Source organism: Streptomyces sp. NBC_01477 (assembly GCF_036227245.1).
GTDB lineage: Bacteria > Actinomycetota > Actinomycetes > Streptomycetales > Streptomycetaceae > Actinacidiphila.
In genome coordinates this window covers 1,011,795-1,035,549 of record NZ_CP109445.1, presented here as the reverse complement: position 1 = coordinate 1,035,549, position 23,755 = coordinate 1,011,795, and the positions used below count along the sequence as shown (strand labels likewise).

At 73.2% G+C, this 23,755-nt stretch carries 20 protein-coding genes; 12 read left to right on the top strand and 8 right to left on the bottom strand.

The window, feature by feature from the left end; translation table 11 throughout:
• The first annotated feature begins 50 nt into the window (after positions 1–50).
• Complete coding sequence (locus OHA86_RS04105; protein WP_329172563.1) at positions 51–1,214, top strand: S1 family peptidase; 1,164 nt, start codon at positions 51–53, stop codon at positions 1,212–1,214.
• Positions 1,215–1,411: 197 nt separating this feature from the next.
• Here OHA86_RS04105 and OHA86_RS04100 read toward each other — a convergent pair whose 3' ends face one another.
• Both OHA86_RS04100 and OHA86_RS04095 read right to left on the bottom strand, forming a co-directional pair.
• The gene (locus tag OHA86_RS04100) at positions 1,412–2,032 is read right to left on the bottom strand and encodes a hypothetical protein (protein WP_329172562.1); all 621 of its coding nucleotides are present in this window, start codon (positions 2,030–2,032) and stop codon (positions 1,412–1,414) included.
• 155 nt (positions 2,033–2,187) lie between these two features.
• Positions 2,188–4,566 (bottom strand): phosphoketolase family protein, encoded by a 2,379-nt coding sequence (locus OHA86_RS04095; protein WP_329172560.1) that lies wholly within the window; start codon positions 4,564–4,566, stop codon positions 2,188–2,190.
• Positions 4,567–4,953: 387 nt separating this feature from the next.
• Between OHA86_RS04095 and OHA86_RS04090 the strand changes: the two genes are divergently transcribed.
• The 4 genes from OHA86_RS04090 to OHA86_RS04075 all read left to right on the top strand — a co-directional run bounded on the left by OHA86_RS04090 (position 4,954) and on the right by OHA86_RS04075 (position 8,398).
• Positions 4,954–5,505: an FAD-dependent oxidoreductase gene (locus OHA86_RS04090; protein ID WP_329172559.1), complete on the top strand. Its 552-nt coding sequence runs from the start codon at positions 4,954–4,956 to the stop codon at positions 5,503–5,505.
• 225 nt (positions 5,506–5,730) lie between these two features.
• Positions 5,731–6,447 carry a CBS domain-containing protein gene (locus tag OHA86_RS04085; RefSeq protein WP_329172557.1) on the top strand — a complete coding sequence of 239 codons (717 nt, stop codon included), beginning with the start codon at positions 5,731–5,733 and terminating at the stop codon, positions 6,445–6,447.
• A 163-nt stretch (positions 6,448–6,610) separates the two neighbouring features.
• Entirely contained in the window at positions 6,611–7,315 is a 705-nt protein-coding gene (locus OHA86_RS04080) for a response regulator transcription factor (protein ID WP_329172555.1), read from the top strand.
• A gap of 99 nt (positions 7,316–7,414) precedes the next feature.
• Positions 7,415–8,398, top strand: a complete 984-nt coding sequence (locus OHA86_RS04075) for an Acg family FMN-binding oxidoreductase (protein WP_329172552.1) — start codon at positions 7,415–7,417, stop codon at positions 8,396–8,398.
• Between the two features lie 119 nt (positions 8,399–8,517).
• Here the strand turns inward: OHA86_RS04075 and OHA86_RS04070 are convergent, their stop codons facing one another.
• From OHA86_RS04070 to OHA86_RS04060, 3 genes are all read right to left on the bottom strand, one after another.
• Positions 8,518–10,218, bottom strand: coding sequence for a sensor histidine kinase (locus OHA86_RS04070; RefSeq protein WP_329172551.1), 1,701 nt, complete (start codon positions 10,216–10,218; stop codon positions 8,518–8,520).
• A gap of 113 nt (positions 10,219–10,331) precedes the next feature.
• Complete coding sequence (locus OHA86_RS04065) at positions 10,332–11,336, bottom strand: acetylxylan esterase (protein ID WP_329172550.1); 1,005 nt, start codon at positions 11,334–11,336, stop codon at positions 10,332–10,334.
• A gap of 55 nt (positions 11,337–11,391) precedes the next feature.
• Positions 11,392–12,198, bottom strand: a complete 807-nt coding sequence (locus OHA86_RS04060) for a FadR/GntR family transcriptional regulator (protein ID WP_329182213.1) — start codon at positions 12,196–12,198, stop codon at positions 11,392–11,394.
• A 288-nt stretch (positions 12,199–12,486) separates the two neighbouring features.
• Here OHA86_RS04060 and OHA86_RS04055 point away from each other — a divergent pair, with 288 nt between their 5' ends.
• The 7 genes from OHA86_RS04055 to OHA86_RS04025 all read left to right on the top strand — a co-directional run bounded on the left by OHA86_RS04055 (position 12,487) and on the right by OHA86_RS04025 (position 20,742).
• The gene (locus OHA86_RS04055; protein WP_329172549.1) at positions 12,487–14,100 is read left to right on the top strand and encodes an ABC transporter substrate-binding protein; all 1,614 of its coding nucleotides are present in this window, start codon (positions 12,487–12,489) and stop codon (positions 14,098–14,100) included.
• Between the two features lie 81 nt (positions 14,101–14,181).
• On the top strand, positions 14,182–15,132 hold the full coding sequence (locus tag OHA86_RS04050) for an ABC transporter permease (RefSeq protein WP_329172547.1): 951 nt from the start codon (positions 14,182–14,184) through the stop codon (positions 15,130–15,132).
• A 1-nt stretch (position 15,133) separates the two neighbouring features.
• The gene (locus OHA86_RS04045) at positions 15,134–17,227 is read left to right on the top strand and encodes a dipeptide/oligopeptide/nickel ABC transporter permease/ATP-binding protein (RefSeq protein ID WP_329172546.1); all 2,094 of its coding nucleotides are present in this window, start codon (positions 15,134–15,136) and stop codon (positions 17,225–17,227) included.
• Positions 17,224–18,222 (top strand): ABC transporter ATP-binding protein, encoded by a 999-nt coding sequence (locus OHA86_RS04040; RefSeq protein ID WP_329172545.1) that lies wholly within the window; start codon positions 17,224–17,226, stop codon positions 18,220–18,222. The genes OHA86_RS04045 and OHA86_RS04040 overlap by 4 nt, the downstream gene beginning before the upstream one ends.
• Entirely contained in the window at positions 18,219–19,148 is a 930-nt protein-coding gene (locus OHA86_RS04035; RefSeq protein ID WP_329172544.1) for a dihydrodipicolinate synthase family protein, read from the top strand. The genes OHA86_RS04040 and OHA86_RS04035 overlap by 4 nt, the downstream gene beginning before the upstream one ends.
• A complete protein-coding gene (locus tag OHA86_RS04030) occupies positions 19,145–20,047 on the top strand; it encodes an ROK family protein (RefSeq protein ID WP_329172543.1) in 903 nt (300 codons plus the stop codon). Before OHA86_RS04035 ends, OHA86_RS04030 begins: the two co-directional genes overlap by 4 nt.
• Positions 20,044–20,742, top strand: a complete 699-nt coding sequence (locus OHA86_RS04025; protein WP_329172542.1) for an N-acetylmannosamine-6-phosphate 2-epimerase — start codon at positions 20,044–20,046, stop codon at positions 20,740–20,742. The genes OHA86_RS04030 and OHA86_RS04025 overlap by 4 nt, the downstream gene beginning before the upstream one ends.
• Before the next feature lie 35 nt (positions 20,743–20,777).
• Here the strand turns inward: OHA86_RS04025 and OHA86_RS04020 are convergent, their stop codons facing one another.
• The 3 genes from OHA86_RS04020 to ureG all read right to left on the bottom strand — a co-directional run bounded on the left by OHA86_RS04020 (position 20,778) and on the right by ureG (position 23,749).
• Positions 20,778–22,106 carry an ammonium transporter gene (locus OHA86_RS04020; RefSeq protein ID WP_443071963.1) on the bottom strand — a complete coding sequence of 443 codons (1,329 nt, stop codon included), beginning with the start codon at positions 22,104–22,106 and terminating at the stop codon, positions 20,778–20,780.
• 61 nt (positions 22,107–22,167) lie between these two features.
• On the bottom strand, positions 22,168–23,127 hold the full coding sequence (locus OHA86_RS04015; protein WP_329172532.1) for an urease accessory protein UreD: 960 nt from the start codon (positions 23,125–23,127) through the stop codon (positions 22,168–22,170).
• 1 nt (position 23,128) lies between these two features.
• Positions 23,129–23,749 carry an urease accessory protein UreG gene (ureG, locus tag OHA86_RS04010; protein ID WP_329172530.1) on the bottom strand — a complete coding sequence of 207 codons (621 nt, stop codon included), beginning with the start codon at positions 23,747–23,749 and terminating at the stop codon, positions 23,129–23,131.
• Between the last annotated feature and the right edge of the window lie 6 nt (positions 23,750–23,755).

The following is a 23,755-nucleotide window of genomic DNA, read 5'->3' as shown; positions in this document are numbered from 1 at the left end:
TGAGAGCGCTCTCTCATCGGTCTCACCCCCCGCACTGAAGAGGAAGTGCCATGAAACGCAGAGTCAGCATGATGGTCGGCCTGTCCCTGGCGCTCGCCGCCGCGGCCACCGTGGGAGGTGCGGGCGCCATGACGGCGACCGCGGCCCCCGCCTTCACCGGCGCCTCCGACGCCGTGGTCACGACGATGGTCCACGACCTGGGCCTGACCAAGGCCCAGGCCCAGCAGCGGCTGGAGCAGCAGGCCACCGCCACCGCCCTCGAACCGGCGGCGCAGAAGGCCGCCGGAAGCTCCTACGGCGGTTCGTGGTTCGATCCCGCCGAAGGGAAGCTGGTCGTCGCCGTCACGGACGCGCGGGCGGCGAAGACCGTGGCGAGGACCGGCGCGGCCTCCGTCGTGGTCGCCCGCACCGCCGCACAGCTCAACTCGGCGAAGACCGCGATCGACAACCTGGCCAGGAAACAGAAGGCCCCCGCCGGAGTGAGCAGTTGGGGCGTCGACCTCCAGTCGAACAAGGTCGTGATCGACGTCCGCGCCGATGCGGCCGGCGACCCGGCGGTGCGCGCCTTCGTCGCCGGCGCCGAGCGGGGCGACACCGCCGAGGCCGTCACGGTGAAGACCACCGCCGCCGCACGGCCGACAACGTTGTCCGCGGGCACGGTCGGCGGTGACCCGTACACCAGTCACGGCATCCGCTGTTCCATCGGCTTCTCCGTCCACGGCGGTTTCGTCAGCGCCGGCCACTGCGCCCAGGGCGGGGCAGCCGTCTACGGCTGGGACGGCTCCTACGTCGGCAACTTCCAGGGCGGCACCTTCCCTGGCAACGACTACTCCTGGGTCAACGTGGGCAGCGGATGGTGGACCGTCAACGTCGTGCTCGGCTGGGGCACGGTCTCCGACGTGCTGGTCCACGGTTCCGCCGTGGCCCCGGTGGGCTCCTCGATCTGCCGCTCGGGTTCGACGTCGCACTGGCACTGCGGCACGGTGCTGGGCATGAACGAGACGGTCAACTACAGCCAGGGCAGCGTCTACGGGCTCACCGAGACCAACGTGTGCGCGGAACCGGGCGACTCCGGCGGCTCGTTCATCAGCGGTGACCAGGCCCAGGGAGTGACCTCCGGCGGCTACGGCAACTGCACGTCGGGCGGCGAGACCTGGTTCCAGCCGGTCAACCCGATCCTGTCCGCCTACGGTCTCACCCTCCAGACCAGCTGACCTCCGCGGTCGCCGTTCACCGTCCGGCCCTGCCGGACGGTGAACGGAGCCTGCTCCTGGCCGGCGACGGCACCTTCGCCGCGGACGAGGCCGGCCGGATCGTCGCCGGCATCCGCTGACCGGCCGGCACGGCGGCGGAAACGCAAGGGGGCACCGCCCCGACGGGCGGTGCCCCCTTGCGTGCGGGCCGGTCATGACTACAGCAGCCAGCGGTTGCGGCGGACGACGGGGAGCTGGGCCCAGAGGCGGCCGAGGCCCCAGGTGGTGCCGGCGGCGGCGAAGGCGAAGAGGATCATCGCGAGGGCGTAGACGAAGTGGTAGTCCACGAACGGGTTGGACGACATGCTCGGGGCGCCGGTGGACAGGTGCTGGGCGGGCGGCCATTCCGCGGCCCACATCATCGCCATCAGGACGGTGCCCGCCACGGCTGTGACGCGCAGCGCGATGCCGCTCATGAGGGCGGCGCCGATGCCGAGCAGGGCGAGCATGAAGAGCCAGTCGGTCCAGCCCTGTCCCGCGATGTGGTGGAAGAACGACTGCAGCGGGCCGGCGGACACGCCGGACAGGAAGCCCTTGGTGGGGGAGCCGCCGTCGATCCAGCCCTTTCCTGAGCCGGTGGCGTAGTGCAGGCCGAAGGCCTTGTCGAGGAACGCCCACAGGAAGATGAAGCCGGTCGCTATCCGTACGGCGGCCAGTGCCCTGGCGGCGAGCGCGGCGCCGGCGGCGGTCGCCGTGTCGTTCACCGGCTCGGCGACCGCCCCGTTCCGGCTGGGCAGGTGGAATCCGGAGCGCTGCCTGGGCTGGTTGTGAACGGCCATGATGTCTCCCTGCTCGATGAGTTGCTGTCCGGTACGCCATTACTGTCCCGCCGGCGGGGGTGCGGGCGCTGGGGGCCCAGGGCCCGACCTCGTGGGCCGAACGGCCCTGCCCACGGGCCCGGTCGGGCCGCGCGGCACACGAGGCCGGGGCTCGCTCAGCCTTCCCAGGTCCAGTCGGCGACCTCGGGCAGGTCGGTGCCGTGCTCGCGGATCCAGGCGTGGTGGCGCAGGCGGGTGTCCTCCATGTGCTGGCGGACGGGGGCCGCGGTGATGGCCAGGCCGGGGACGCGGTCGATGACGTCCATGACGAGGCGGTAGCGGTCCAGGTCGTTGCGGACGACCATGTCGAAGGGCGTGGTGGTGGTGCCGTTCTCCTTGTATCCCCGCACATGCAGGTTGGCGTGGCCGGCACGGCGGTAGGCGAGCCGGTGGATGAGCCAGGGGTAGCCGTGGTAGGCGAAGATGACCGGCTTGTCGGGGGTGAACAGCGCGTCGTATTCGGCGTCGGCCATGCCGTGCGGGTGTTCCTCCTTGGGCAGCAGGCGGGCCAGGTCGACCACGTTGACGACCCGTACGCCGAGTTGGGGCAGGTGGTGGCGCAGGAGCTGCGCCGCCGCGAGCACTTCGAGGGTGGGGACGTCGCCCGCGCAGGCCAGGACGACATCGGGGCCGCGCCGGACGTCCTCGGTGCCGGCCCACTCCCACAGCCCGGCGCCGCGGGCGCAGTGGGCGCGGGCGGCGTCCATGGACAGCCAGTCGAAGCTGGGCTGCTTGCCGGCGACGACGACGTTGACGTAGTCCCGCGAGGCCAGGATGTGGTCGGCGACGGAGAGCAGGGTGTTGGTGTCCGGCGGGAGGTAGACCCGGACGACTTCGGGGGCCTTGTTGAGGACGTGGTCGATGAAGCCGGGGTCCTGGTGGGAGAAGCCGTTGTGGTCCTGGCGCCAGACGTGCGAGGTGAGCAGGTAGTTGAGCGACGCGATGGGGCGGCGCCAGGGAATCCTGCGGGTGGTGCGCAGCCATTTGATGTGCTGGTTCACCATCGAGTCGATGATGTGGACGAAGGCCTCGTAGCAGGAGAACAGGCCGTGCCTGCCGGTGAGGAGGTAGCCCTCCAGCCAGCCCTGGCAGGTGTGTTCGGAGAGGATCTCCATCACCCGGCCGTGCGGGTCGAGGTTCTCGTCCACCGGCAGGGTCTGCGCCTGCCAGGCCTTGCCGGAGGCCTGGTAGACGGCCTGGAGCCGGTTGGAGGCGGTCTCGTCGGGGCCGACCAGACGGAAGTCGCGGCGGTCCGCGGTGTCGGCCATGACCTGTTCGAGCAGGTCGCCGAGGACACGGGTGGGCTCGTGCAGGGTGGTGCCGGGCTTGTCGACGGGGACGGCGAAGCGCTCCAGAGCCGGAATCGGCAGGTCGCGCAGCAGCAGACCGCCGTTGGCGTGCGGGTTGGCGCCCACCCGGCGTTCGCCGGCCGGTACGCACGCCAGCACGTGCGGGCGCGGGCGTCCCGACTCGTCGAAGAGCTCGTCCGGGCGGTAGGAGTGCAGCCACTCCTCCAGCTGCCGCAAGTGCTGCGGGTTGTCGCGGACTTCGGACAGTGGCACCTGGTGGGCGCGCCAGGTGCCTTCGACGGGGAGGCCGTCGACTTCGGCGGGTCCGGTCCAGCCTTTGGGGGTGCGCAGCACGATCATGGGCCAGCGGGGCCGTTCGGCTGCGCCCTGCTCGCGGGCGGCTTTCTGGAGGGCGGTGATGCGGTCGAGGGCGGTGTCCATGGCGTGGGCCATGGCCTGGTGGACGGTGGCGGGGTCGTGGCCGGTGACGTGGATGGGGTCGTGGCCGTAGCCGTGGAGGAGTTGGTCGAGTTCGGTTTGGGGGAGGCGGGCCAGGACGGTGGGGTTGGCGATCTTGTAGCCGTTGAGGTGGAGGATGGGCAGGACGGCGCCGTCGTGGACGGGGTCGAGGAATTTGTTGGAGTGCCAGGACGTGGCGAGCGGTCCGGTCTCGGCTTCGCCGTCGCCGATGACGCAGGTGACGAGCAGGCCGGGGTTGTCGAGGGCGGCGCCGTAGGCGTGGGAGAGGGCGTAGCCCAGTTCGCCGCCCTCGTGGATCGAGCCGGGTGTCTCCGGGGCGACGTGGGAGGGGACGCCGCCGGGGAAGGAGAACTGCTTGAACAGCCGGCCCATGCCCTCGGCGTCCCGGCTGACGTCCGGATACGTCTCGGAGTAGCTGCCCTCCAGCCAGGAGTTCGCCAGGACGGCGGGGCCGCCGTGTCCGGGTCCCCAGACGCAGATCGCGTCCAGGTCGCGGGCCTTGACCACCCGGTTGAGATGGGTGTGGACGAGGTTCAGGCCCGGTGAGGTGCCCCAGTGGCCGAGCAGCCGGGGTTTGATGTGCTCGGGGCGCAGCGGCTCGGTCAGCAGCGGGTTGGCCATCAGGTAGATCTGGCCCACCGCGAGATAGTTCGCGGCCCGCCAATGGGCGTCCAGGGCGTCCAGCTCTTCGCGGCCGAGCCGGGCGGTTGCGGGTACGTCGGACATGTGGTCTCCAGGGGATCGGTGGTCGCCCGCACCACGCTCCGCCCTGCCCGCCGCCCGGGGCCAGGGCCTTCCGGGCGGTTGTGGGGGCCACTGGTCCCTCGTCCGTCCCCGCTCGACCGGGTCCCCAGGCCTGCTTCCGCGTCGGGGCAGTGCCGTTCGCGGGCCGAACCGCCCTCCCGGTAAGGCCGTTCGGCCCTCTGCGGCGGCGGCCGGAACCCGCGAAGGTGAAGGCGGCGGGCCGCGGTTCGCTCGACGAACGCCGCCGCGGCCCGCCACGACGGTCCGCGATCCGCCGAGCGCCCCCGCACACCGGCGCCCGACGACACGTGAGGCCCGGCGGGTCCGCGTGACCGGGTCAGGTACCGCCCCGAGGAGAGGACGTACCCCATGAACGAGCAGACCGTGGTCATCGGCGGCGGCTCCGCCGGCACGCTGGCCGCCAACCGGCTCCAGGCGGCGCTGAAGGACGCCGGGCACCGCATCGTGGTCATCGACCGCGAGGACCGCCGCGATCCGGAGCTCGACCTGCTGGCCGCCCTCGGCATCTACGGCCCCGAGACGTTGCAGCCCCCCGAGCACCTCCAGTTGCGGGCGGGGATCGGCCGGCGGCTCGCGAACGCCGCCACGATCGACACGGACCGCAGGGAGGTCTGCCTCACCGACGGCACCACGGTGCCCTACCGCGTACTGGTGCTGGCCACCGGGCGGCACCGGCTGCCGCCCGCGACGGGCGGCGGACGGCTCGCGGTCGCCGCGGGCAGCCTGCCGTCGACGAACCGCGCCGATGTCTTCGCCGTCGTCCCCGCCGGGGTCACGGCGTGGCCGGCGGGGGAGCAGCCGGTCCGGATCCAGGTGGAACACCTGGTGAGCGCGGTCCGGCGCTATCTGGACGCCGGCGCGCCGGTCGGCGGCGACGTCGCGGACACGAGCGCCGGGTGACGACGCCCGTTAGGACCCCTGCCCACCCGCGGCCGGTCGGCGGTCACCGGCCTGCCGATCGGGCCGCGGCACCCTTGCGACCCCGGCCCGCCGCACCCTTGCGACCCTCGCGCACTCACCGCCGGCGGGCGGCCATCAGCCCACCGGCCGGGCCGTGGCACCCGTACGGCCCCTGCCCAACGCCGTCCACGCCGAGCGCTCGGCACGCATGCACAGGAGCACACCATGAAGCACCGCAAGGTCGGGAACGTCATGACGAGCGACGTCGTCCGGGTCCGTGAGACGACCCCCTTCAAGCAGGTCGCGGCGCTCCTGGCGCAGCACCGCATCAGCGGGGTGCCCGTGGTGGACGACGACGAGAAGGTGGTCGGCGTCATCTCGGAGTCCGACCTGATGGTCCGGCAGGCCCGGCAGGAGGAGACGGCTCCCCGGCACCGGCTGCTGTTGAGCCCGGCGTCCCGCAGGAACGCGGCGAAGGCCGGGGCGCTGACGGCCGGGCGGCTGATGTCCACCCCGCCGGTGACCGTCCACGCGGACGACTCGATCGCCTTCTCCGCCCGCACCATGGCCCAGCACCGGGTCGAGCGGCTGCCGGTCCTCGACGAGGAGGAGCGGCTGGTCGGGATCGTGACCCGGCGCGACGTGCTCCAGGTCTTCCTCCGCCCCGACGCGGACATCCGCGAGGACGTCATCCAGGAAGTCCTGGTCAGGACCCTCTGGCTGACCCCGCTCGCGGCGGGGGTGGCGGTCCACGACGGTGTCGTGACGCTGGAGGGCAGGCTGGAACGGGAGAGCGACGTGGCCATCGCGGGAAACGCCACCGCCCGGATCGACGGTGTCGTCGCCGTCGACAACCGCCTCACCAGCCGCCGTGACGACACCGGGCCGCGGGCCGGCCAGGAGGCCCCCTGGCGGCGGCACCCCGCCTCGCCGGCGAGGTGACACCGCCGCACGCGCACGGCACGGCGGTGCGCCGCTCGGGACCGCGGGGCCGGACGGCGCGCCGCCGGGTCCGTTCGGCCCTGGTGCGGTACGGACCCGCGCGCGATGATCGGAGGACCAGGGACGGCACCGGGCCGGCCGGCGACAGGTGAGGCGTCCGCTCATGAGTGAGGTACCGCGATTCTCCGCGGAGTCCCCGATCCGGGTCTTCCTCGTGGACGACCACGAGGTCGTGCGCCGCGGTGTCCATGATCTGCTGGACGCCGAACCCGATATCGCGGTCGTGGGCGAGGCCGAGTCGGCCGGTCACGCGCTGGCCCGCGGCCCCGCGCTGCGCCCGGACGTCGCCGTGCTGGACATCCGCCTTCCCGACGGCGACGGGATCTCGGTCTGCCGGGAGCTGCGCTCGGCCATGCCCTCGCTGGCCTGCCTGATGCTGACCTCGTTCGACGACGACGACGCGCTGCTGGACGCGATCATGGCGGGCGCGGCCGGCTACGTACTGAAGCAGATCAAGGGCTCCGACCTGGTCTCGGCGGTGCGGACGGTCGCCTCCGGGCAGTCGCTGCTCGACCCGGCCACCACGGCCCGCCTGATGAGCAGCCTGCGGGCGGACCACTCCGGCACGGACCCCGAGCAGGAGGCGCTGGCCGGGCTGTCCCCCCGCGAGCGCGAGATCCTGGCCCTCATCGGCGAGGGCCTCACCAACCGGCAGATCGGCAAGCAGCTCTACCTGTCGGAGAAGACGGTGAAGAACAACGTGTCGCGGCTGCTGGCGAAGCTCGGCGTCGAGCGCCGGGTCCAGGCCGCGGTCATCGCCTCGAACAGCACGGCTCCGCCGCCCGGTCCCGGACACGGCCGCCGCTGACGGCAGGGCCGATCGGCCCACCCGCCGGGGACGTCCTTCCCCTGCCGGGCCGCTCCCCGCCCGGCGAGCCTTGAGCCACGGCGGCCCGAGGAGAGCGCAATGCACAACACCGCACTGGACGCGGCGGTTCTGGAGAAGCTGATTGCGGCGGCCGTGGCGGCGCCGTCCCTGCACAACACGCAGCCGTGGCGCTACCGGCTCGACCCCGGCACCTCCACGATCGAGGTGCGGGCGGCGCAGGAGCGGGGGTTACGGCACACCGACCCGGTGGGCCGCGGCCTGCACGTGTCGGTCGGGGCGGCGGTGTTCAACCTGCGGGTGGCGGTCGCGCACTTCGGCTGGGAGCCGGTGGTACGCCTGCTTCCCCGGCCCGCCGAGCCCGACCTGCTGGCGTCGGTACGGCCGGCGGGTCCGCTGCCCGGCGCCTCCCGCCACCGGCAGGATCTCTACGACGCGGTAGGGCGCCGGCGCAGCAGCCGGCTGCCCTTCACCGGCCGGACGGTTCCGGCGCAGGTGCTCGCCGAACTCGGCGAGGCGGCGGTGGCGGAAGGGGCCGAACTGGCCTTCCCCGAGGTGAACGAGGTCCGGCGGCTCCTGCAACTGACCGCGGAGGCGGAGTGGTTCACCGCGACCGACCCCGTCCGCCTGGCGGAGAGCCGCAGCTGGGTACGGGACGGGGCGTCGGACGGCCTGCCCGGCGCGGTGCTCGGCCCGCGGGACGCGGCCGGGCGGCTCCCCGTACGGGACTTCGCGGCTCTGCGTCCTGCCTACGACCGGCCCTCGGCGGTCTTCGAACAGCGCCCGCTGATCGCGGTGCTGTCCACCCGGCACGACAGCCGCGCGGACTGGCTGCGCGCGGGCCAGGCGCTGGAGAACATCCTGCTGACCGGCACCGTGCACCAGTTGCGCGCCTCGCTCCTGCACCAGGCGCTGGAATGGCCCGGCACCCGCTGGGCGCTGCGCGAACCCGGCGCGGGCAGGGGCTACGTCCAGATGCTCATCCGCCTCGGCTACGGCCCGGAAGGCCCGGCCAGCCCCCGCCGACCGGTCCACGACGTCCTGGACGCCCCGCCGGATGCCTGACGCCCGGCCGTACGGTGTCCTGGACGGGGCCGCCCGAGGCCCGACGCCCGATGGCATGACGCCCGAGGCCTGAGCCCCGACCGCATGACGCCCTGGACGCACCGCCCGACCGCCGCCTCCTACCGCCCGAGCGGCACGCGCCACACCAGCCGGGTGCCGCCGCCGTCGGCGGGCGCCGCCGCCATGTCGCCGCGGTGGCGTTCGGCGCGTTCGGCGAGATTGCGCAGGCCGCTGCGGCGGCCCTGGCGGGGGAGGCCGACGCCGTTGTCCGCGACGGTGACGGTCAGCAGGTCGGGGGAGACGGCGAGCGACACCTCGACCGCCGACGCCCGCGCGTGCCGGACGACGTTCGACAGCGACTCCTCCAGCACCGCGACCACGTCCTCCGCCACGGCCTGCGGCACGTCGGTGTCGATCAGCCCCTCCATCCGCAGTGAGGGGGTGAACCCGAGGGTGCGGGCGGCCGACTCGACGGCGGTGACGGTTCGCGCCCGCAGGCTCAGCCGCTCGCGGTCGGCGTCCTTCGCCCGGAGGCCGAAGATGGTGGAGCGGATGATCTTGATGGTCTCGTCGAGGTCGTCCACCGCCCGCGTGACGCGCTCGTTCGCCTCGGGGTGGTCGATGAAGCGCAGCGAGCTCTGCAGCGTCATGCCGGTGGCGAAGAGCCGCTGAATGGCCAGGTCGTGCAGGTCACGGGCGATCCGGTCGCGGTCCTCCAGCAGCGCCATCTGCTCGGTGGCCCGGCGGCGCTCGGCCAGTTCCATGGCCAGCGCGGCCTGTCCGGCGAAGGCCGCCAGCGGGGCCGTCTCGTCCCGCGCGAACGGCTGGGCGTGCTCCGCACGGCCCAGCAGCAGCACCCCGCGTGCCCGGTCCTCGGCCAGCATGGGGACCGCCACCACGGGCCCGAGCCCCTCCCACCGCGGCGGGCCGAACGCGGCCCGCGGGTCATTGCGTATCTCGCTGGTGGTGAGGGAACCCCCGGCGGCCAGGGCGGCGCCCATGAAGGAGCCCTCCACCGGCAGCACCAGACCGCTGTGCGCCTCGGCGTCCACCCCGACCGCGATCACCACCTGCAGATCCGTGCTCTCGCCGAACGGCAGCGCGATCACGCCGAGGTCGGCGTCGAGGATGTGGCTCGCGTGCCCGACGATGCCGCGCAGCACCGCCATCTCGTCCGCGCCGGACAGCAGGTCGCCCACGATCTGGGCGTTCGCCTCCAGCCACCGCTGCCGCTCGCGGGCGGCCTTGTACAGGCGGGCGTTCTCGATGGCGACGCCCGCGGCCACCGCCAGCGTGCGCAGGATCGCCTCGTCCTCGCCGTCGAAGTCGGCGCCGCCGTGCTTCTCGGTGAGGTAGATGTTCCCGAACACCTCGTCGCGCACCCGGATCGGCACGCCCAGGAAGGAGTGCATGGGCGGATGGCCCGCCGGGAAGCCGCGCGAGGCCGGGTGGTCGCAGATCTCGGTGAGCCGCAGCGGCTCCGGGTGGCGGATCAGCTCGCCGAGGAGGCCGTGCCCCGACGGCAGCGGCCCGATCGCCCGGGCCTGCTCGGCCGAGATCCCGCTGGTGAGGAACTGCGAGAGCCCGGTGCCCTCGATGACGCCGAGCGCGCCGTATTCCGCGTCGACCAGCACCACCGCGGCCTCCACGATCCGCCGCAGCACCTGCGGCAGGTCCAGTTCACCGCCGACCGACAGGACCGCTTCCAGCAGGCTGTGCACCCGGTCCCGGGTGCCGCGCACCGCGTCGATCCTGACCTGCAGCTCGTCCAGCAACTCGTCGAGCCGCAGCTGCGGCAACCGGGCTGCCTCCTCGCCCACCAGGTCCTCCACTCGGAACGGCCCGCGCACGGTGAACGGTCGACGTCACCGTAGTCGGTCCTGGCACGGCAGCGAAAGCCGGAGTCGGCTCCGGGGCCGGCGCACCGCCCGGGTCAGCGCGGTTCCGGGCCGAGCGCGGCGGTAAGGTCCTGGCCCAGCCGCTCCCGGACCCAGGCCAGCTGCCGGGCCCGGTGGAATTCGCCGCCGCCCTCGTGGCCGTTGTAGTGGTAGACCGCCAGCTCCTTGGGGCCCGCGTACGCGTGATACGCGGCTATGCAGGTGGAGGGCGGGCAGACCTGGTCCATCATCGCCACCGAGAACAGCGCGGGGGCGGTGGCGCGGGGGGCGAAGTGCAGCCCGTCGAAGTGGTCGAGCGCGGCGAGGAGCGGCTCGGCGCGGTCCCGGTGCAGCGCGAGGTAGCCGGCGATCTCGGTGTACGGCGGCAGGACGGCGCGTTCGGCGCCGCGCCGGATGTGGCACAGGAAGGGCACGTCGGGCAGCACGCCCGCGAGCCCCGGTACGAGGCCCGCGACCGCCAGCGCGATGCCGCCGCCCTGGCTGACGCCGGTGACCACGACCCGGTCGGGGTCGATCTCGGGGTGGCTGCGGGCGGCGGCCACGCAGCGCACCGCGTCGGTGTAGAGCCGCCGGTAGTAGTGGTCGTCGGGGCGGTCCGTGCCCCGGGTGAGGAAGCCGGGCACCGAGCCGTCCGCGGTGCCGCCGGTGTCGGGGGTCGCCCCGGGCGCGGCCGACCAGCCCTGGCCGCGGGTGTCCATGACCAGGTGGGCGTAGCCGGCCGCGGCCCAGGTCAGATTCTCGTGCGGCAGGCCACGGCCGCGCCCGTAGCCGAGGTATTCCACCACGCAGCCGAGCGGGCCGACCGGTGCGGCGGGCAGCCGCAGCCAGCCGCGCACCGGCTCGCCGCCGTATCCGGTGAAGGTGACATCGCTCACGCGGACCGCGGGCAGTCCGGCGTCGACGGCCTCGAACCGCGGCGGCCGGGCGGTCCGCCCCGCCTCTTCGAGCGTCCGGGACCAGAACGCGCCGAAGCCGGCGGGTGCGGGCTGCCCGGCCCGGTAGTCGAGGCATTCCGCCAGGGTGAGGTCGGTCAGGGGCACGCCGGGCTCCTCGCGAAGTGGGACATCTGATGTCTGATGTCCGCTCGGCGGGAATCTAGGCGGAGTCCCCGTCGGCGTCAAGGCGGTGCCGTATCCGGCGGGGCGCGATGACGGCGCCCTCGCGGGCCCCGTGCCTGCTCCCGCCGCCAGTGCCGGCTCCCGCCTCCGCGCCGGCCGGACCTGCCGTCCTGGCCTCGGCGATCCGCCGCCGTACCGGCGCGTAGTGGTCGGAGACGGCAGCGGCGAAGGCCGCCACGTCCCGGCTGCGGGCCGCGTCCACGATCCGGCGGTGGTGGTGGACCGTCTCGACCTCGTCGGCCCGGGTGATCCCGTTCAGGTGCGGGGCGACGACGATGTAGACGTCCCAGAAGGCGGCCGAGAGCTGGCCGATCAGCTCGTTGCCCAGCGGGGCGACCAGCAGGGCGTGGAAGGCGCGGTCGGCCTCCACGAAGCCGGTGCCGTCGCCGCTGCCGGAGGTGTCCATGTCGTTGACGAGGGCGTCGAGCGCGGCCACGTCGCCCGCGCCGAGCGCGGCCACGATGCGGTCGGCCATGCCGCGCTCGAACAGCTCGCGCATGTCCGCCAGCTCCAGCATGAGCTGCATGTCGTCGTCCCGGTCGAGAAGGCCACGGAAAGTGAGGCTTTCCACCAGCGCGGACAGCCCCAGCCGCCCCACGTAGGTGCCGTGGCCCCTGCGCACCTCCACGATGTCGAGGACGTCCAGGGTCTTCACGGCCTCGCGGACGCTGGAACGGCTCGCGTCCAGCGCCTCGCACAGCTCGTTCTCCGTGGGCAGGAGGTCGCCCGGACGGAGTCCGTTGTCCAGGATGTAACGTTTGATACCTTCGCTGACCTCGTGCATCAGCAGGCGGCTGCCCCGCCCTTTGCTGGAGTTACGACTTGCATCCACCCCTTGACCCCTCTCGTCCTTACGGCTACGGTCCACCCTATCAGGCATCAGACATCTGATGTCCTATGTTGCACAGAGTGTTCGCGGTGCTGTTCTCGCCGACCCGCCGCTGTTCGGCAGACGCCGGGCGGCGCCGCCCGGCGGCCCGGTACCGCCGGGCGCGGCCACGGCCGTCCGGCACCCCGGGCCCGGCCCGGCACCGCTCCCCACCGTCCATCCCTTCCTGCCCCGGAGGTTCCCGTGTCTTCTCGACGGACACCCGCCAGAGTCGATCGCCGCGCTTTCCTGCGCTATTCCGGCGCGGTCGGCGCAGCCGCCGCCTTCACCGGCACCCTCGCCGCGTGCGGCGGACCCTCCTCGACCACGAACGCCGGCTCCGGTTCCGGCTCCGGCGGCGGCGGAACGGCCGGCGGCACGATCACCGCGGGCATCTCGTACGCCCTGTCCACCGGGTTCGACCCGATGACCTCCTCGGGCGCCACCCCGGTCGCGGCCAACTGGCACATTTTCGAAGGACTGGTGGACCTCAACCCGGTCACGCTGACCGCCCGGCCCGCGCTGGCCACCGCGATGCCGGTGAAGATCGGCCCGACGACCTACCGCGCCACCCTGCGCGAGGGCGCGACCTTCCACGACGGCTCCGCCGTCACCGCCGACGACGTCGTCTTCAGCTTCCAGCGCATCCTGGACCCGAAGAACGCGTCCCTGATGGCGCAGTTCCTGCCCTTCCTCGACTCCGCCCGGGCGGTGGACCCCCGTACGGTCGAGTTCACGCTGAAGTACCCCTTCGCGCTCTTCCCGTCCCGGATATCGGTCGCCAAGGTCGTACCGAAGAAGATCGTGCAGGCCGACCAGAAGGCCTTCGACGCCAAACCGGTCGGCTCGGGGCCGTACGCGCTGGTGTCGGCCACCCGCGAGGACAAGATCGTCTTCCGGAAGTACCCGAAGTACAACGGGCGGTACCCGGCCAAGGCCGAGTCGATGACCTGGAATCTGCTCTCCGACGCCTCCGCCCGGGTCAGCGCGATGCAGTCCGGCCGGGTCGCGGCCATCGAGGACGTGCCGTACATCGACATGTCCGGCCTGAAGCGCAAGTCCACCGTCGAGTCGGCCGCGTCCTTCGGCAACCTCTTCCTGATGTTCAACTGCGCCAAGAAGCCCTTCGACGACCAGCGGGTGCGGCAGGCCCTGCACTACGCGCTGGACACCGAGAAGATCATCGCCACCGCGATGTCCGGCCAGGCCACCGCGGCCACCGGCTACCTCCAGCCCGGCCACCCCGACTACGTCAAGGCCGCCACGGTCTACGGCCACGACCCTGTGAAGGCGAAGGCGCTGCTGAAGGCCGCCGGCGTCAGCGGCCTGAAGGTGACCGTCCTGACCACCGACACCTCCTGGGTGCAGGACATCGCGCCGCTGGTCAAGGAGAGCTGGGACGCGGTCGGCGTCAGCACCACCTTGAGCATCGGCCAGTCCTCCGCCCAGTACGCGAAGATCGACACCGGCGACTTCGACCTGCTGGTCGCGCCCGGCGACCCGTCGGTCTTCGGCAACGACGTCGACCTGCTGATGCGCTGGTTCTACGTCGGCACCTGGCCCGAGACCCGCTACCGCTGGTCGGGCACCGCGGCGGGCAAGCAGGTCGTCGCGCTGCTGGACAAGGCCGCCCGCTCCGCCGACGACAAGGCGCGGGCCGGCCTGTGGGCCCAGGTCACGGACATCGTCGCCGACCAGGCGCCGCTCTACCCGATCCTGCACCGCAAGCTGCCGACCGCCTGGAACAGCCAGGCGCTGTCCGGGTTCAGCCCCGTGCCGACGACGGGCCTGTCCTTCCTCGGGGTGGCCCCGGCCTGAGCCGCCGGGCCGGCGCGCCGCCTCCCCGGCCGCCGGCCCCGGCACCCCCAGTCGTCCAGGACCTACCGCTAGGAACAACCGATGTTCGCTTTCCTCCGGCTCGCGCTGCGCCGCGTGGCGATCATGCCGGCGATGATCCTCGGCATCACCCTGCTGGTCTTCGTCGTGCTCCAGTTCTCCCCCGCGGACCCCGCCTACAACGCGCTGGGGGAGAACTCGACCGCCGCGGCCCGCGCGGCGTTCGCCCGGGCCAACGGGCTCGACGACCCGCTGCCCGTCCGCTACGTCCACTTCATCGGCCGCCTGCTGCACGGCGACCTCGGGGTGACCGTGCCGCCGAGCCAGCCGGTCGCCCACCGCATCGCCGTGGCCTTCCCGCTCACCTTGCAACTCACCCTGCTGGGGCTGCTGCTCGCGGTCGTCCTGGCCGTCGCACTCGGTGTCGTCGGCGCGATGTACCGCGACCGCTGGCCCGACCACGTCTTCCGCGCGGTGTCGATGGCCGGTGTCGCGGTGCCGTCCTTCTGGCTCGGCGTGCTGCTGATCCAGCGGTTCGCCCTGGACAACTCCTTCTTCCCGACCGGCGGTTACGTCAACCCGGGCGACTCCTTCACCGGCTGGCTGCGCTGCATGACGCTGCCGTCGATCTCGCTCGCGGTGCCGGTCGCGGCCTCGCTGGCGCGGCTGATCCGCACCTCGATGGTCACCGAGCTGGACCGCGACTACGTCCGCACGGCGACCGGCAACGGCCTGCCACCGCTGCTGGTCGTCCGCTCCGTCCTGCGCAACGCGCTGGTCACCCCGCTCACCGTGCTGGGCATCAAGGTCGGCTACCTGCTCAGCGGCGCGGTCGTCATCGAGACGATCTTCGACCTCCCCGGCATGGGCAAGCTCATCCTGGAGGGCGTCACCGGCGGCGATGTCGCCCTGGTGCAGGGCACCGTCCTGACGATCGCGCTCGCCTTCCTGGTCGTCAACGTCGTCGTCGACCTGCTGTACCTGCTGGTCAACCCGCGCATCAGGACGGTATGAGATGTTCCTGTTCACTGGCCCCCAACGGGTCGTCGCCAAACTGTCGCGCCCGGGCATCCGCTTCCGCGCGCTGCCGCTCGCCTCGCGCATCTCGCTCGCCGTCCTGGTCGTCGTGATCCTGGCCGCGGTGTGCGCGCCGCTGGTCGCCGACAACCCGCTGACCACCGGCATCCCCGTCCAGTCCCCGGGCGCCCACCACTGGTTCGGCACCGACCGGCTCGGCCGCGACATCTTCGCCCGGGTCGTCTACGGCTCCCGCTACTCCCTGGTCATCGGCCTGGGCTCGACGGCCGTCGCGGTCGTCGCCGGCGCGGTCCTCGGCTCGCTGGCCGCCACCTCGCCCAAGTGGGGCGACGAGACGGTCATGCGGATCCTCGATGTCGTCATGTCCTTTCCGCCGATCGCCCTGGCCGCCGTGCTGGTCACCGTCTTCGGCTCCAGCGTGCCCGTCCTGATCCTCACCATCGCCTTCGTCTACGTGCCCTCGCTGGCCCGCGTCGTCCGCGCCAATGTGCTCGCGCAGTACGGCGAGGACTACGTCGCCGCCGAGAAGGTCATCGGCGCCCGCCGCGGCTACATCGTGCTGCGGCACGTGGCCGTCAACTGCGCCGCGCCCGTCATGGTGTTCGCCACCGTCCTGGTCGCCGAGGCCATCATCTTCGAGGCCAGCCTCTCCTTCATCGGCGCCGGTGTGCAGGACCCCGAGCCCAGCTGGGGCAATGTGCTCTCCTACGGCCGGCAGATCCTGCTCTCCGGCGGCTGGTGGGCCACCTTCTTCCCCGGCCTGGTGCTGCTGGTCACCGTGCTGGCCCTGAACATCCTCTCCGAGGGCCTCACCGACGCCTCCGCCTCGCCCGGCGCCGCCCGGGCCGAGCGGATCGACCCCGCCGCGACCGCCATCGCCGCGGCCGGCGATGCCGCGCGGCCCGCGGCGGAACCGCCCGCGAGCCGGACCGGTGACACCGCGACCGACGCGGAGCCGCCGCCCGGGAAGCGCCCGGCGGACGACGACCGGGCCGCCGTCGAGCGCAGCCTCGTCCTGCTCGCCGAGCGCATGACCACCCACCCGCCGGCGATCCGGCCCGTCCCGGCCGGCGCCCCTGAACTGCTCGCCATCCGCGACCTGTCGATCCGCTTCCCCGACCGCTACGGCGACGTCCCCGTGGCCGACGGCATCTCGCTGACCGTCCGGGAGGGCGAAACCCTCGGCCTGGTGGGCGAGTCCGGCTGCGGCAAGAGCATCACCAGCCTGGCCGTCATGGGCCTGCTGGCCCGCAACGCCGAGGTGAGCGGGCGCATCGACTACCGCGGGCGCAATCTGCTCGACCTCGCCCCCCGGCAGCGCCGCGCGCTCGCCGGGACCGAGATCGCGATGGTCTACCAGGACGCCATGTCGTCGCTGAACCCGTCGGTGCTCGTCGGCCGCCAGCTCAAGCAGCTCACATCCCGCGGCGGCACCCAGAGCCCCGCGGAACTGCTCGACCTCGTCGGCCTGTCCCCCGACCGCACCTTGCGCAGCTACCCGCACGAGCTGTCCGGCGGGCAGCGGCAGCGGGTGCTGATCGCCATGGCGCTGTCCCGCAGCCCCCGGCTGCTCATCGCCGACGAACCCACCACCGCGCTCGATGTGACCGTCCAGGCCCAGATCGTCGAACTCCTGGTCCGGCTGCGCGACGAACTCGGCTTCGCGATGATCCTGGTCTCCCACGACCTGGCGCTCGTCGGCGGCCTCGCCCACCGCGTCGCGGTGATGTACGCCGGGCAGGTCGCCGAGACCGGCGACACGCGGGCGCTGCTCACCGACCCCGCCCACCACTACACCCGCGGCCTGCTCGGCTCGGTCACCTCGCTGGAGTCCGGCGCCGACCGGCTGCACCAGGTGCCCGGCGTGGTGCCGGCGCCCCGGCACTTCGGCGCCGGCTGCCGGTTCGCCTCCCGCTGCGAGGCCGCGACCGCGGTGTGCCGCAGCCAGGTGCCCGAACTCGCCGGGCGCCCCGGGGAGTCCGCAGGACCGCCCGAAGACGGCGCCGGACGGCACGGTTTCGCCTGCCACCACCCGGCGGAGCCCGTACTGCTGCAAAGGAGCGGACGATGATCCGGCTCGAAGACGTCCACGTCCGGCACCGGGTCCGCGGCGGCGGCCTGTTCAGGCACGACGCCGTGCACGCGCTCACCGCGGCGGAACTGACCGTGCAGCGCGGCGAGATCGTCGGCCTGGTCGGCGAGTCGGGGTGCGGCAAGTCCACCCTGGCCCGGGTGCTGACCGGCCTCCAGCGGCCCACCGAGGGCCGGGTGCTCTTCCGCGGCGAGGACCTGTGGGGCATGCCCGCCGCCCGGCGGCGCGCCGAATTCGGGTCCTCGGTCGGGGTGGTCTTCCAGGACGCCTCGACCGCCCTGAACCCGCGCATGCCCGTCGGCCGCATCCTGCGCGACCCGCTGGACGTCCACCGCCGGGGCACGGTACGCGACCGGGAGCGCCGGGTCGCCGACCTCCTCGACCTGGTCGGCCTGCCGGGACACACCCTGCACGCCCTGCCGGGACAGCTGTCGGGCGGCCAGCGCCAGCGCGTCGCCATCGCCCGCGCGCTGGCCCTGGAGCCCGAGCTGATCGTCGCGGACGAACCCACCAGCGCCCTGGACGTCTCCGTACGCGCCCAGGTCCTCAACCTGCTGATGGACCTGCGGGCCGAACTCGGCCTCGGCATGGTCTTCATCTCGCACGACATCCAGACCGTCCGGCACCTCTCCGACCGGCTCGCCGTCCTCTACCTCGGCCGCATCGTCGAGGAGGGCCCCGCAGGACAGGTCTCCCGGGCGCCGGCCCACCCGTACACCGAGTCGCTGTTCTCCGCCACGCCCAGCCTGCTGGAGACGACCGAGCGGATCGTGCTGAACGGCCCCGTCCCCTCCGCCACCCGCCCGCCGAGCGGCTGTCCCTTCCGCACCCGCTGCTGGAAGGCCGACGACGCCTGCGCCGACACCTTCCCGCAGCCGACCGCGGACGGCGCCCACCGCTGGCACTGCGTCCACCCCCAGATTCCCGCGCCGGCGGCCACCGCCGCGCAGCCCGCTACGAGGAGCAGTTCGTGAAGCCCCGCACCTCCCCCTTCTCGGGGGTCATCCCGCCCGTCGTCACCCCGCTCGCCGCCGACGGCACGGTGGACACCGCCTCGCTGGAGCGCGTCGTCTCCCACCTCCTCGACGGCGGTGTCGACGCGCTGTTCGCCCTGGGCAGCTCGGGCGAGGTCGCCTATCTGACCGACGACCAGCAGGACACCGTCCTGGACGTGGTGGTGAAGACCGCGGCCGGGCAGGTCCCGGTGCTGGCGGGCGCCATCGAGACCACCACCAACAAGGTCATCGAACGCGCCGGGGCGGCAACCGCCAGGGGAGTGGCGGCCGTTGTCGCGACCGCCCCCTTCTACACCCGCACCCACCCCACCGAGATCGACCGGCACTTCCGGCTGATCGCCGCGGCCTGCGACGTCCCCGTCCTCGCCTACGACATCCCGGTGTGCGTGCACAGCAAGCTCTCCCGCGACCTGGTCCGCACCCTGGCCGCCGACGGCGTCCTGGCCGGGGTGAAGGACTCCAGCGGCGACGACGTGTCCTTCCGCCAACTCGCCCTCGACCTGCGCGACCAGGCCGGCTTCGCGCTGCTCACCGGACACGAGGTCGTGGTCGACGCGATGCTGCTGGCCGGCGCCGACGGCTCCGTGCCCGGCCTCGGCAATGTCGACCCGCACGGCTACCGGCGGCTGCACGACGCCGCCGCCCGCGGCGACTGGACCGCGGCCAAGGCCGAACAGGACCGGCTGGCCCGGCTCTTCGAGATCGTCGCGGTCGCCGACCCGTCGTCCGCCTCGGGCACGGCCGCGGGCCTGGGGGCCTTCAAGACCGCGCTCACCGTGCTCGGTGTGATCGCGGGCAACACCGTCAGCCCGCCCATGCGCCCGCTGACCGGCCAGGAGACCGACCGCATCGCCGCGATCCTGGAGCAGGCGGGGCTGCGATGACGCTGCTGGCCGGCGTCGACATCGGCGGCACCAAGACCTCCGCCGCCCTGATCACCCCCGAGGGCGACCTCCTCGACCGCATCACCCTGCCCACCCCCGCCGACCGCGGCCCCGCCGCCGTCCTCGACACCGCGGCCCGGGCGGTGACCCAGCTCGGCCGGCCCGTGGACGCCGTCGGCGTCGGCAGCGCAGGCGTCATCGACCCGCGCACCGGCACGGTGCGCTCCGCCACCTCCGCGCTGCCCGGCTGGGGCGGCACCGACCTGCGCGGGCTGCTCTCGGCACGGCTCGGGCTGCCGGTCGGCGTCGACAACGACGTCAACGCCCACGCGCTCGGCGAGCACTGGCGGGGCGCCGCCGCCGGGCACGCCTGCGTCCTGCTGCTCACCGTCGGCACCGGCGTCGGCGGCTGCGTCCTGATCGACGGCCGCGTCCACCACGGCGCCGGCGGCGCCGCGGGCGAGGCCGGCCACCTGCCGGTGCCCGCGGCGGCCGGGCTGCCCTGCCCGTGCGGCGGCCACGGCCACACCGAGGCCGCCGCCTCGGGACCCGCGATGACGGCGGCCTACCGCCGGCTCGCGGACGCGCCGGACGCGACCCTTCCGAGGGTCGACTCCCTGGCAGAGAAGGGCGATCCGGTCGCGCTCGCCGTCCTGCGCACGGGCGCGACCGCGCTGGGCGAGGCCATCGGCGGCCTGGTCAACGTGCTGGCGCCCGATCTCGTCCTGCTCGGCGGCGGGGTCAGCCGCTGCGGCCCCGCCTGGTGGGACCCGCTCCGCGCCACCGTCGCCTCCCACCTGCTCCCCGCCGTCGCCGGCACCCCCCTGCGGGCGGGCTCGCTCGGCGACGACGCCGCGCTGTACGGTGCCGCGCTGCTGGGACGGGAGGTGCTGGTGTGAGCGGCGCCGACGACCGTACGGCTACCGGCGCCGGCGTCCTGGAAGGGCTGCGCGGCCGGCTGGTCGTCTCCTGCCAGGCCTACCCCGGGGAGCCGCTGCGCGATCCGCTGATCATGCGGCAGACGGCGCTCGCCGTGATCGAGGGCGGCGCGGCCGGCATCCGCGCCCAGGGGCTGGACGACCTGCGCGCGATCCGCGCGGTCACCGACGTACCCCTCATCGGCCTGTGGAAGGACGGCACATCGGGCGTCTACATCACTCCGACCGAGCGGCACGCCCTCGCCGTGGCCGCGACCGGCGCCGACATCGTCGCCGTCGACGCCACCTTCCGGCCGCGCCCCGGCGGAGAGACCCTGGAGCGGACCGTCGGCGCCGTCCACCGGGCCGGCCGCCTGCTCATGGCCGATGTCTCCAGCTACGAGGAGGGCGTCGCCGCCGCCGCCCTCGGCGCGGACCTGGTCGGCACCACCCTGTCCGGCTACACGGGCCGGGGGCCGCACCCCGAAGGCCCCGACCTCGACCTGGTCGCGCGCCTGAGCGCCGACCTGGCCGTGCCCGTCGTCGCCGAGGGCCGCGTCCACACCCCCGAGCAGGCCCGGTCGGCTCTGGCCGCAGGCGCGTTCACCGTCGTGGTCGGCACGGCCATCACCCATCCGACGACGCTCACCCGCTGGTTCACCGAGGGCCTGGGATAGCGGGGCCTCCCCGCGAAGCGGCCCCGCGGGGACGCTCAGCCGGCGTCCTTGCGGGTCCGCAGCAAGGTGGCGATCTGCCGGACGAGTTCGTCGTCACTGCCGACCCGCTTGCCCGAGACGAGCGCGCCGAGGCGTTCGGCGGTCTGGAAGTCGTAGGCGCGCTCCTGCTCGGCCCCGGGCACGCTGCCGTACTCCTCGGCGGCGCGGAAGCCCACGGTCAGGTCGACCGCCTTCGCGATGAGCCAGGTGAGGATGAAGGAGAAGGCGAGGACGGAGACGATCGCGACGAGCTGATGGCCCAGCAGTCCCCAGCCGCCGTCGTAGAAGAGGCCCTTCTTGCCGCTGATCCGGGCGGTGGCGAAGAGTCCGACCATGATCAGGCCGATCATCCCGCCGACCCCGTGCACGCCGACCACGTCGAGCGTGTCGTCGATGCCGAAGCGGAATTTCAGGGTGATGGCGAAGGCGCACACCGCGCCGGTGACCAGGCCGGTGACGACCGCGCCGAGGGGGTTGATCTCGCCGCATGCGGGGGTGATCGCGACCATGCCGGCGACCGCGGCGGACACCACGCCCATGGTGGTGACGGTCCCCGTCCGCCACTTCTCGACCAGCGGCCAGGTCACCATGGCCGCCGCGGCGCCCAGTTGGGTGTTGATGAAGGCGGCGGCCGCGGTCCCCTGGTCGGTCAGGGCCGAGCCGGAGTTGAAGCCGAACCACCCGAACCAGAGCAGGGCGACACCGATCACGACCAGCGGGATGTTGTTGGGACGCTCCTCGCGGCGGGCGAAGTCCCGCGGCGCGCGCAGCACCAGCGCCACCGCGAGGCCGGCGACCCCGGAGTTCAGCTCCACCGGCAGACCGCCCGCGAAGTCGAGCGCGCCGAGGTGCCGCACGATCCAGCCGTCCTGGTCGAACACCCAGTGGGCCACAGGCACGTAGACGATCAGCAGCCACAGGACGACGAAGACGAGCCAGCCCTTCATGGCGGCCCGGTCGGCGATGGATCCGCTGATCAGGGCGACGGTGACGATCGCGAAGCCCATCTGGAAGGTGCTGAAGATGTAGGTGGGGATGTGCCCGGACAGCGTGGCCAGTCCGATGCCGTGCAGGAAGGCGTGGTCGAGGTTCCCGATGAGCCCGGCGCCGCCGACGTCCGGCCCGAAGGCCAGGGAGTATCCGGCGATCCACCACACGAGCGTGCCGAAGGCGAGCGCGGCGAAGCTCATCTTGATCATCATCAGGATGTGCTGGGTACGCACCATGCCGCCGTAGAAGAACGCCAGCCCGGGCGTCATCAGCAGCACCATGGCGGTGGAGGCCAGCAGCCAGGCGGTGTCGCCTGAACTGTAGGCGGGCGGCATCGGCGGGGGCGCGGCAATCACGGTGGCTACCTCATGGGGTGGGGGATCGGGCGGGCGGGATTCACGGTTTGCGCAGGTCGGGCGCCGGGCGGCCGGTCAGGAGCACGCGTACGCGGTGCCACGCGGCGGTGCGGGCGGCGGTGACCCGTACCGGATCGCTGTCCAGCAGCCGGACCCAGGCGCCGCAGTCCCGTGGCAGCACGCTGACCCCGTACAGCACGCCGAATCCCGCCAGCGCCTCGTGCAGGGCGTCGGCGATCTCCGCGGCCGGTACGCGGTCGGTGATCACGAACAGCGAGGAGACGTGGTCGGCGCCGGCGAAAACCGCGGGACCCCCGCCCGCGGGGCCGGGCGCGGCGGACGTCAGGCGGAGCGTGTCGACGGCGAGCAGGGTGCCGTCGGGCCGGGACACGTGCAGGTCGGTGGCCAGCGCCCGGTACGCGTGGCGCTCGCCCCTGGCCAGCCGTCCCGCGGTGAGGGTCTCCCCGAGCACGACGGTCGCGCCGGGGGCCACGGTGACCTCGGTGCGCTGGTAGAAGCGGGAGTCCTTGAACGGGATCAGCGGATCGGGCAGGTATTCCACGTAGCTGCCGGCCTGCGCGGTCAGCCGGACGAGCTGGGTCGCGCAGTCGTATTCGGTCCGCAGCACTTTGGTGGCGGCCTGGCTGGTCAGGTGCACCTGGGTGCCGGGGCCGCAGCGGAAGTCCATCCGGTAGCGGTCGGCCTGGACGATCCCGCCGCCGGTGGCCATCAGGTAGACGTAGCTCATGCCGGGCAGTTCGGCGTCGATCCACAGCGGCCGCATGATCTGCAGCGGCGACTTCTGGTAGCGCTCGACGAGTTCGGTGCGCCCGCCGCGTACCGCGAAGGCCAGGTCGAGGATGCCGACCTTGGCGGGCGAGCCGGCGGGCAGCGTGTCGGGCAGCGACGCGGTGGCGGCCAGATGCGGGGGGACGCGGACCGCCGTGTAGTACGCCGGGCTGAGCCGGTCGGGCCGTGCCGGAAGGGCGGCGGTCCGCATCTCAGACCAGCACCGTTCGGCGGGACTCGATGTAGCTGGCGATGTCGTCGATGCCCACTCCGGTCAGGCAGTCGGTCAGGACGACGGGGCGGTCGTCGCGGACCCGGTGGGCGTCGGACTCCATGACGGTGATGTCGGTGCGCACGTACTGCGCGATGTCGATCTTGTTGATGACCAGCAGGTCGGAGTCCGTGATGCCCGGTCCCCGCTTGCGGGGCATCTTCTCGCCCTCGGCGGTGTCCAGCACGAAGATGAAGACATCGGCCAGCACCGGGCTGAAGGTGAGGGTGAGGTTGTCGCCGCCGGACTCGTAGAGCAGCATGTCGGTGTCGGGGAAGCGCTCCAGCATCTCGGCGCCCGCCGCGAGGTTCATCGTCGGGTCGTCGCGCACGGCGGTGTGCGGGCAGGCCCCGGTCTCGACGCCGACGATCCGCTCGGGTTCCAGGATCCCGTCGAGAGTGCGGCGGATGTGCTGCGCGTCCTCCTGCGTGTAGATGTCGTTGGTGATCACCGAGGGGTGGTGGCCGCGGGCGATCAGCACCGGCACCAGCGCCTCGATGAGCGCGGTCTTCCCGGACCCCACAGGGCCGCCGATACCGATCCGCAGGACGTTGTCGTTCATGGTGCT

What these genes read in the sequence shown, in the direction of transcription:
- OHA86_RS04105 (WP_329172563.1), top strand. Translation starts at nt 51, where the DNA reads ATGAAACGCAGAGTCAGCATGATGGTCGGCCTGTCCCTGGCGCTCGCC.
- OHA86_RS04100 (WP_329172562.1), bottom strand. Translation starts at nt 2,032, where the DNA reads ATGGCCGTTCACAACCAGCCCAGGCAGCGCTCCGGATTCCACCTGCCC.
- OHA86_RS04095 (WP_329172560.1), bottom strand. Translation starts at nt 4,566, where the DNA reads ATGTCCGACGTACCCGCAACCGCCCGGCTCGGCCGCGAAGAGCTGGAC.
- OHA86_RS04090 (WP_329172559.1), top strand. Translation starts at nt 4,954, where the DNA reads ATGAACGAGCAGACCGTGGTCATCGGCGGCGGCTCCGCCGGCACGCTG.
- OHA86_RS04085 (WP_329172557.1), top strand. Translation starts at nt 5,731, where the DNA reads ATGAAGCACCGCAAGGTCGGGAACGTCATGACGAGCGACGTCGTCCGG.
- OHA86_RS04080 (WP_329172555.1), top strand. Translation starts at nt 6,611, where the DNA reads ATGAGTGAGGTACCGCGATTCTCCGCGGAGTCCCCGATCCGGGTCTTC.
- OHA86_RS04075 (WP_329172552.1), top strand. Translation starts at nt 7,415, where the DNA reads ATGCACAACACCGCACTGGACGCGGCGGTTCTGGAGAAGCTGATTGCG.
- OHA86_RS04060 (WP_329182213.1), bottom strand. Translation starts at nt 12,198, where the DNA reads ATGCACGAGGTCAGCGAAGGTATCAAACGTTACATCCTGGACAACGGA.
- OHA86_RS04050 (WP_329172547.1), top strand. Translation starts at nt 14,182, where the DNA reads ATGTTCGCTTTCCTCCGGCTCGCGCTGCGCCGCGTGGCGATCATGCCG.
- OHA86_RS04045 (WP_329172546.1), top strand. Translation starts at nt 15,134, where the DNA reads ATGTTCCTGTTCACTGGCCCCCAACGGGTCGTCGCCAAACTGTCGCGC.
- OHA86_RS04040 (WP_329172545.1), top strand. Translation starts at nt 17,224, where the DNA reads ATGATCCGGCTCGAAGACGTCCACGTCCGGCACCGGGTCCGCGGCGGC.
- OHA86_RS04030 (WP_329172543.1), top strand. Translation starts at nt 19,145, where the DNA reads ATGACGCTGCTGGCCGGCGTCGACATCGGCGGCACCAAGACCTCCGCC.
- OHA86_RS04020 (WP_443071963.1), bottom strand. Translation starts at nt 22,106, where the DNA reads ATGCCGCCCGCCTACAGTTCAGGCGACACCGCCTGGCTGCTGGCCTCC.
- OHA86_RS04015 (WP_329172532.1), bottom strand. Translation starts at nt 23,127, where the DNA reads ATGCGGACCGCCGCCCTTCCGGCACGGCCCGACCGGCTCAGCCCGGCG.
- ureG (WP_329172530.1), bottom strand. Translation starts at nt 23,749, where the DNA reads ATGAACGACAACGTCCTGCGGATCGGTATCGGCGGCCCTGTGGGGTCC.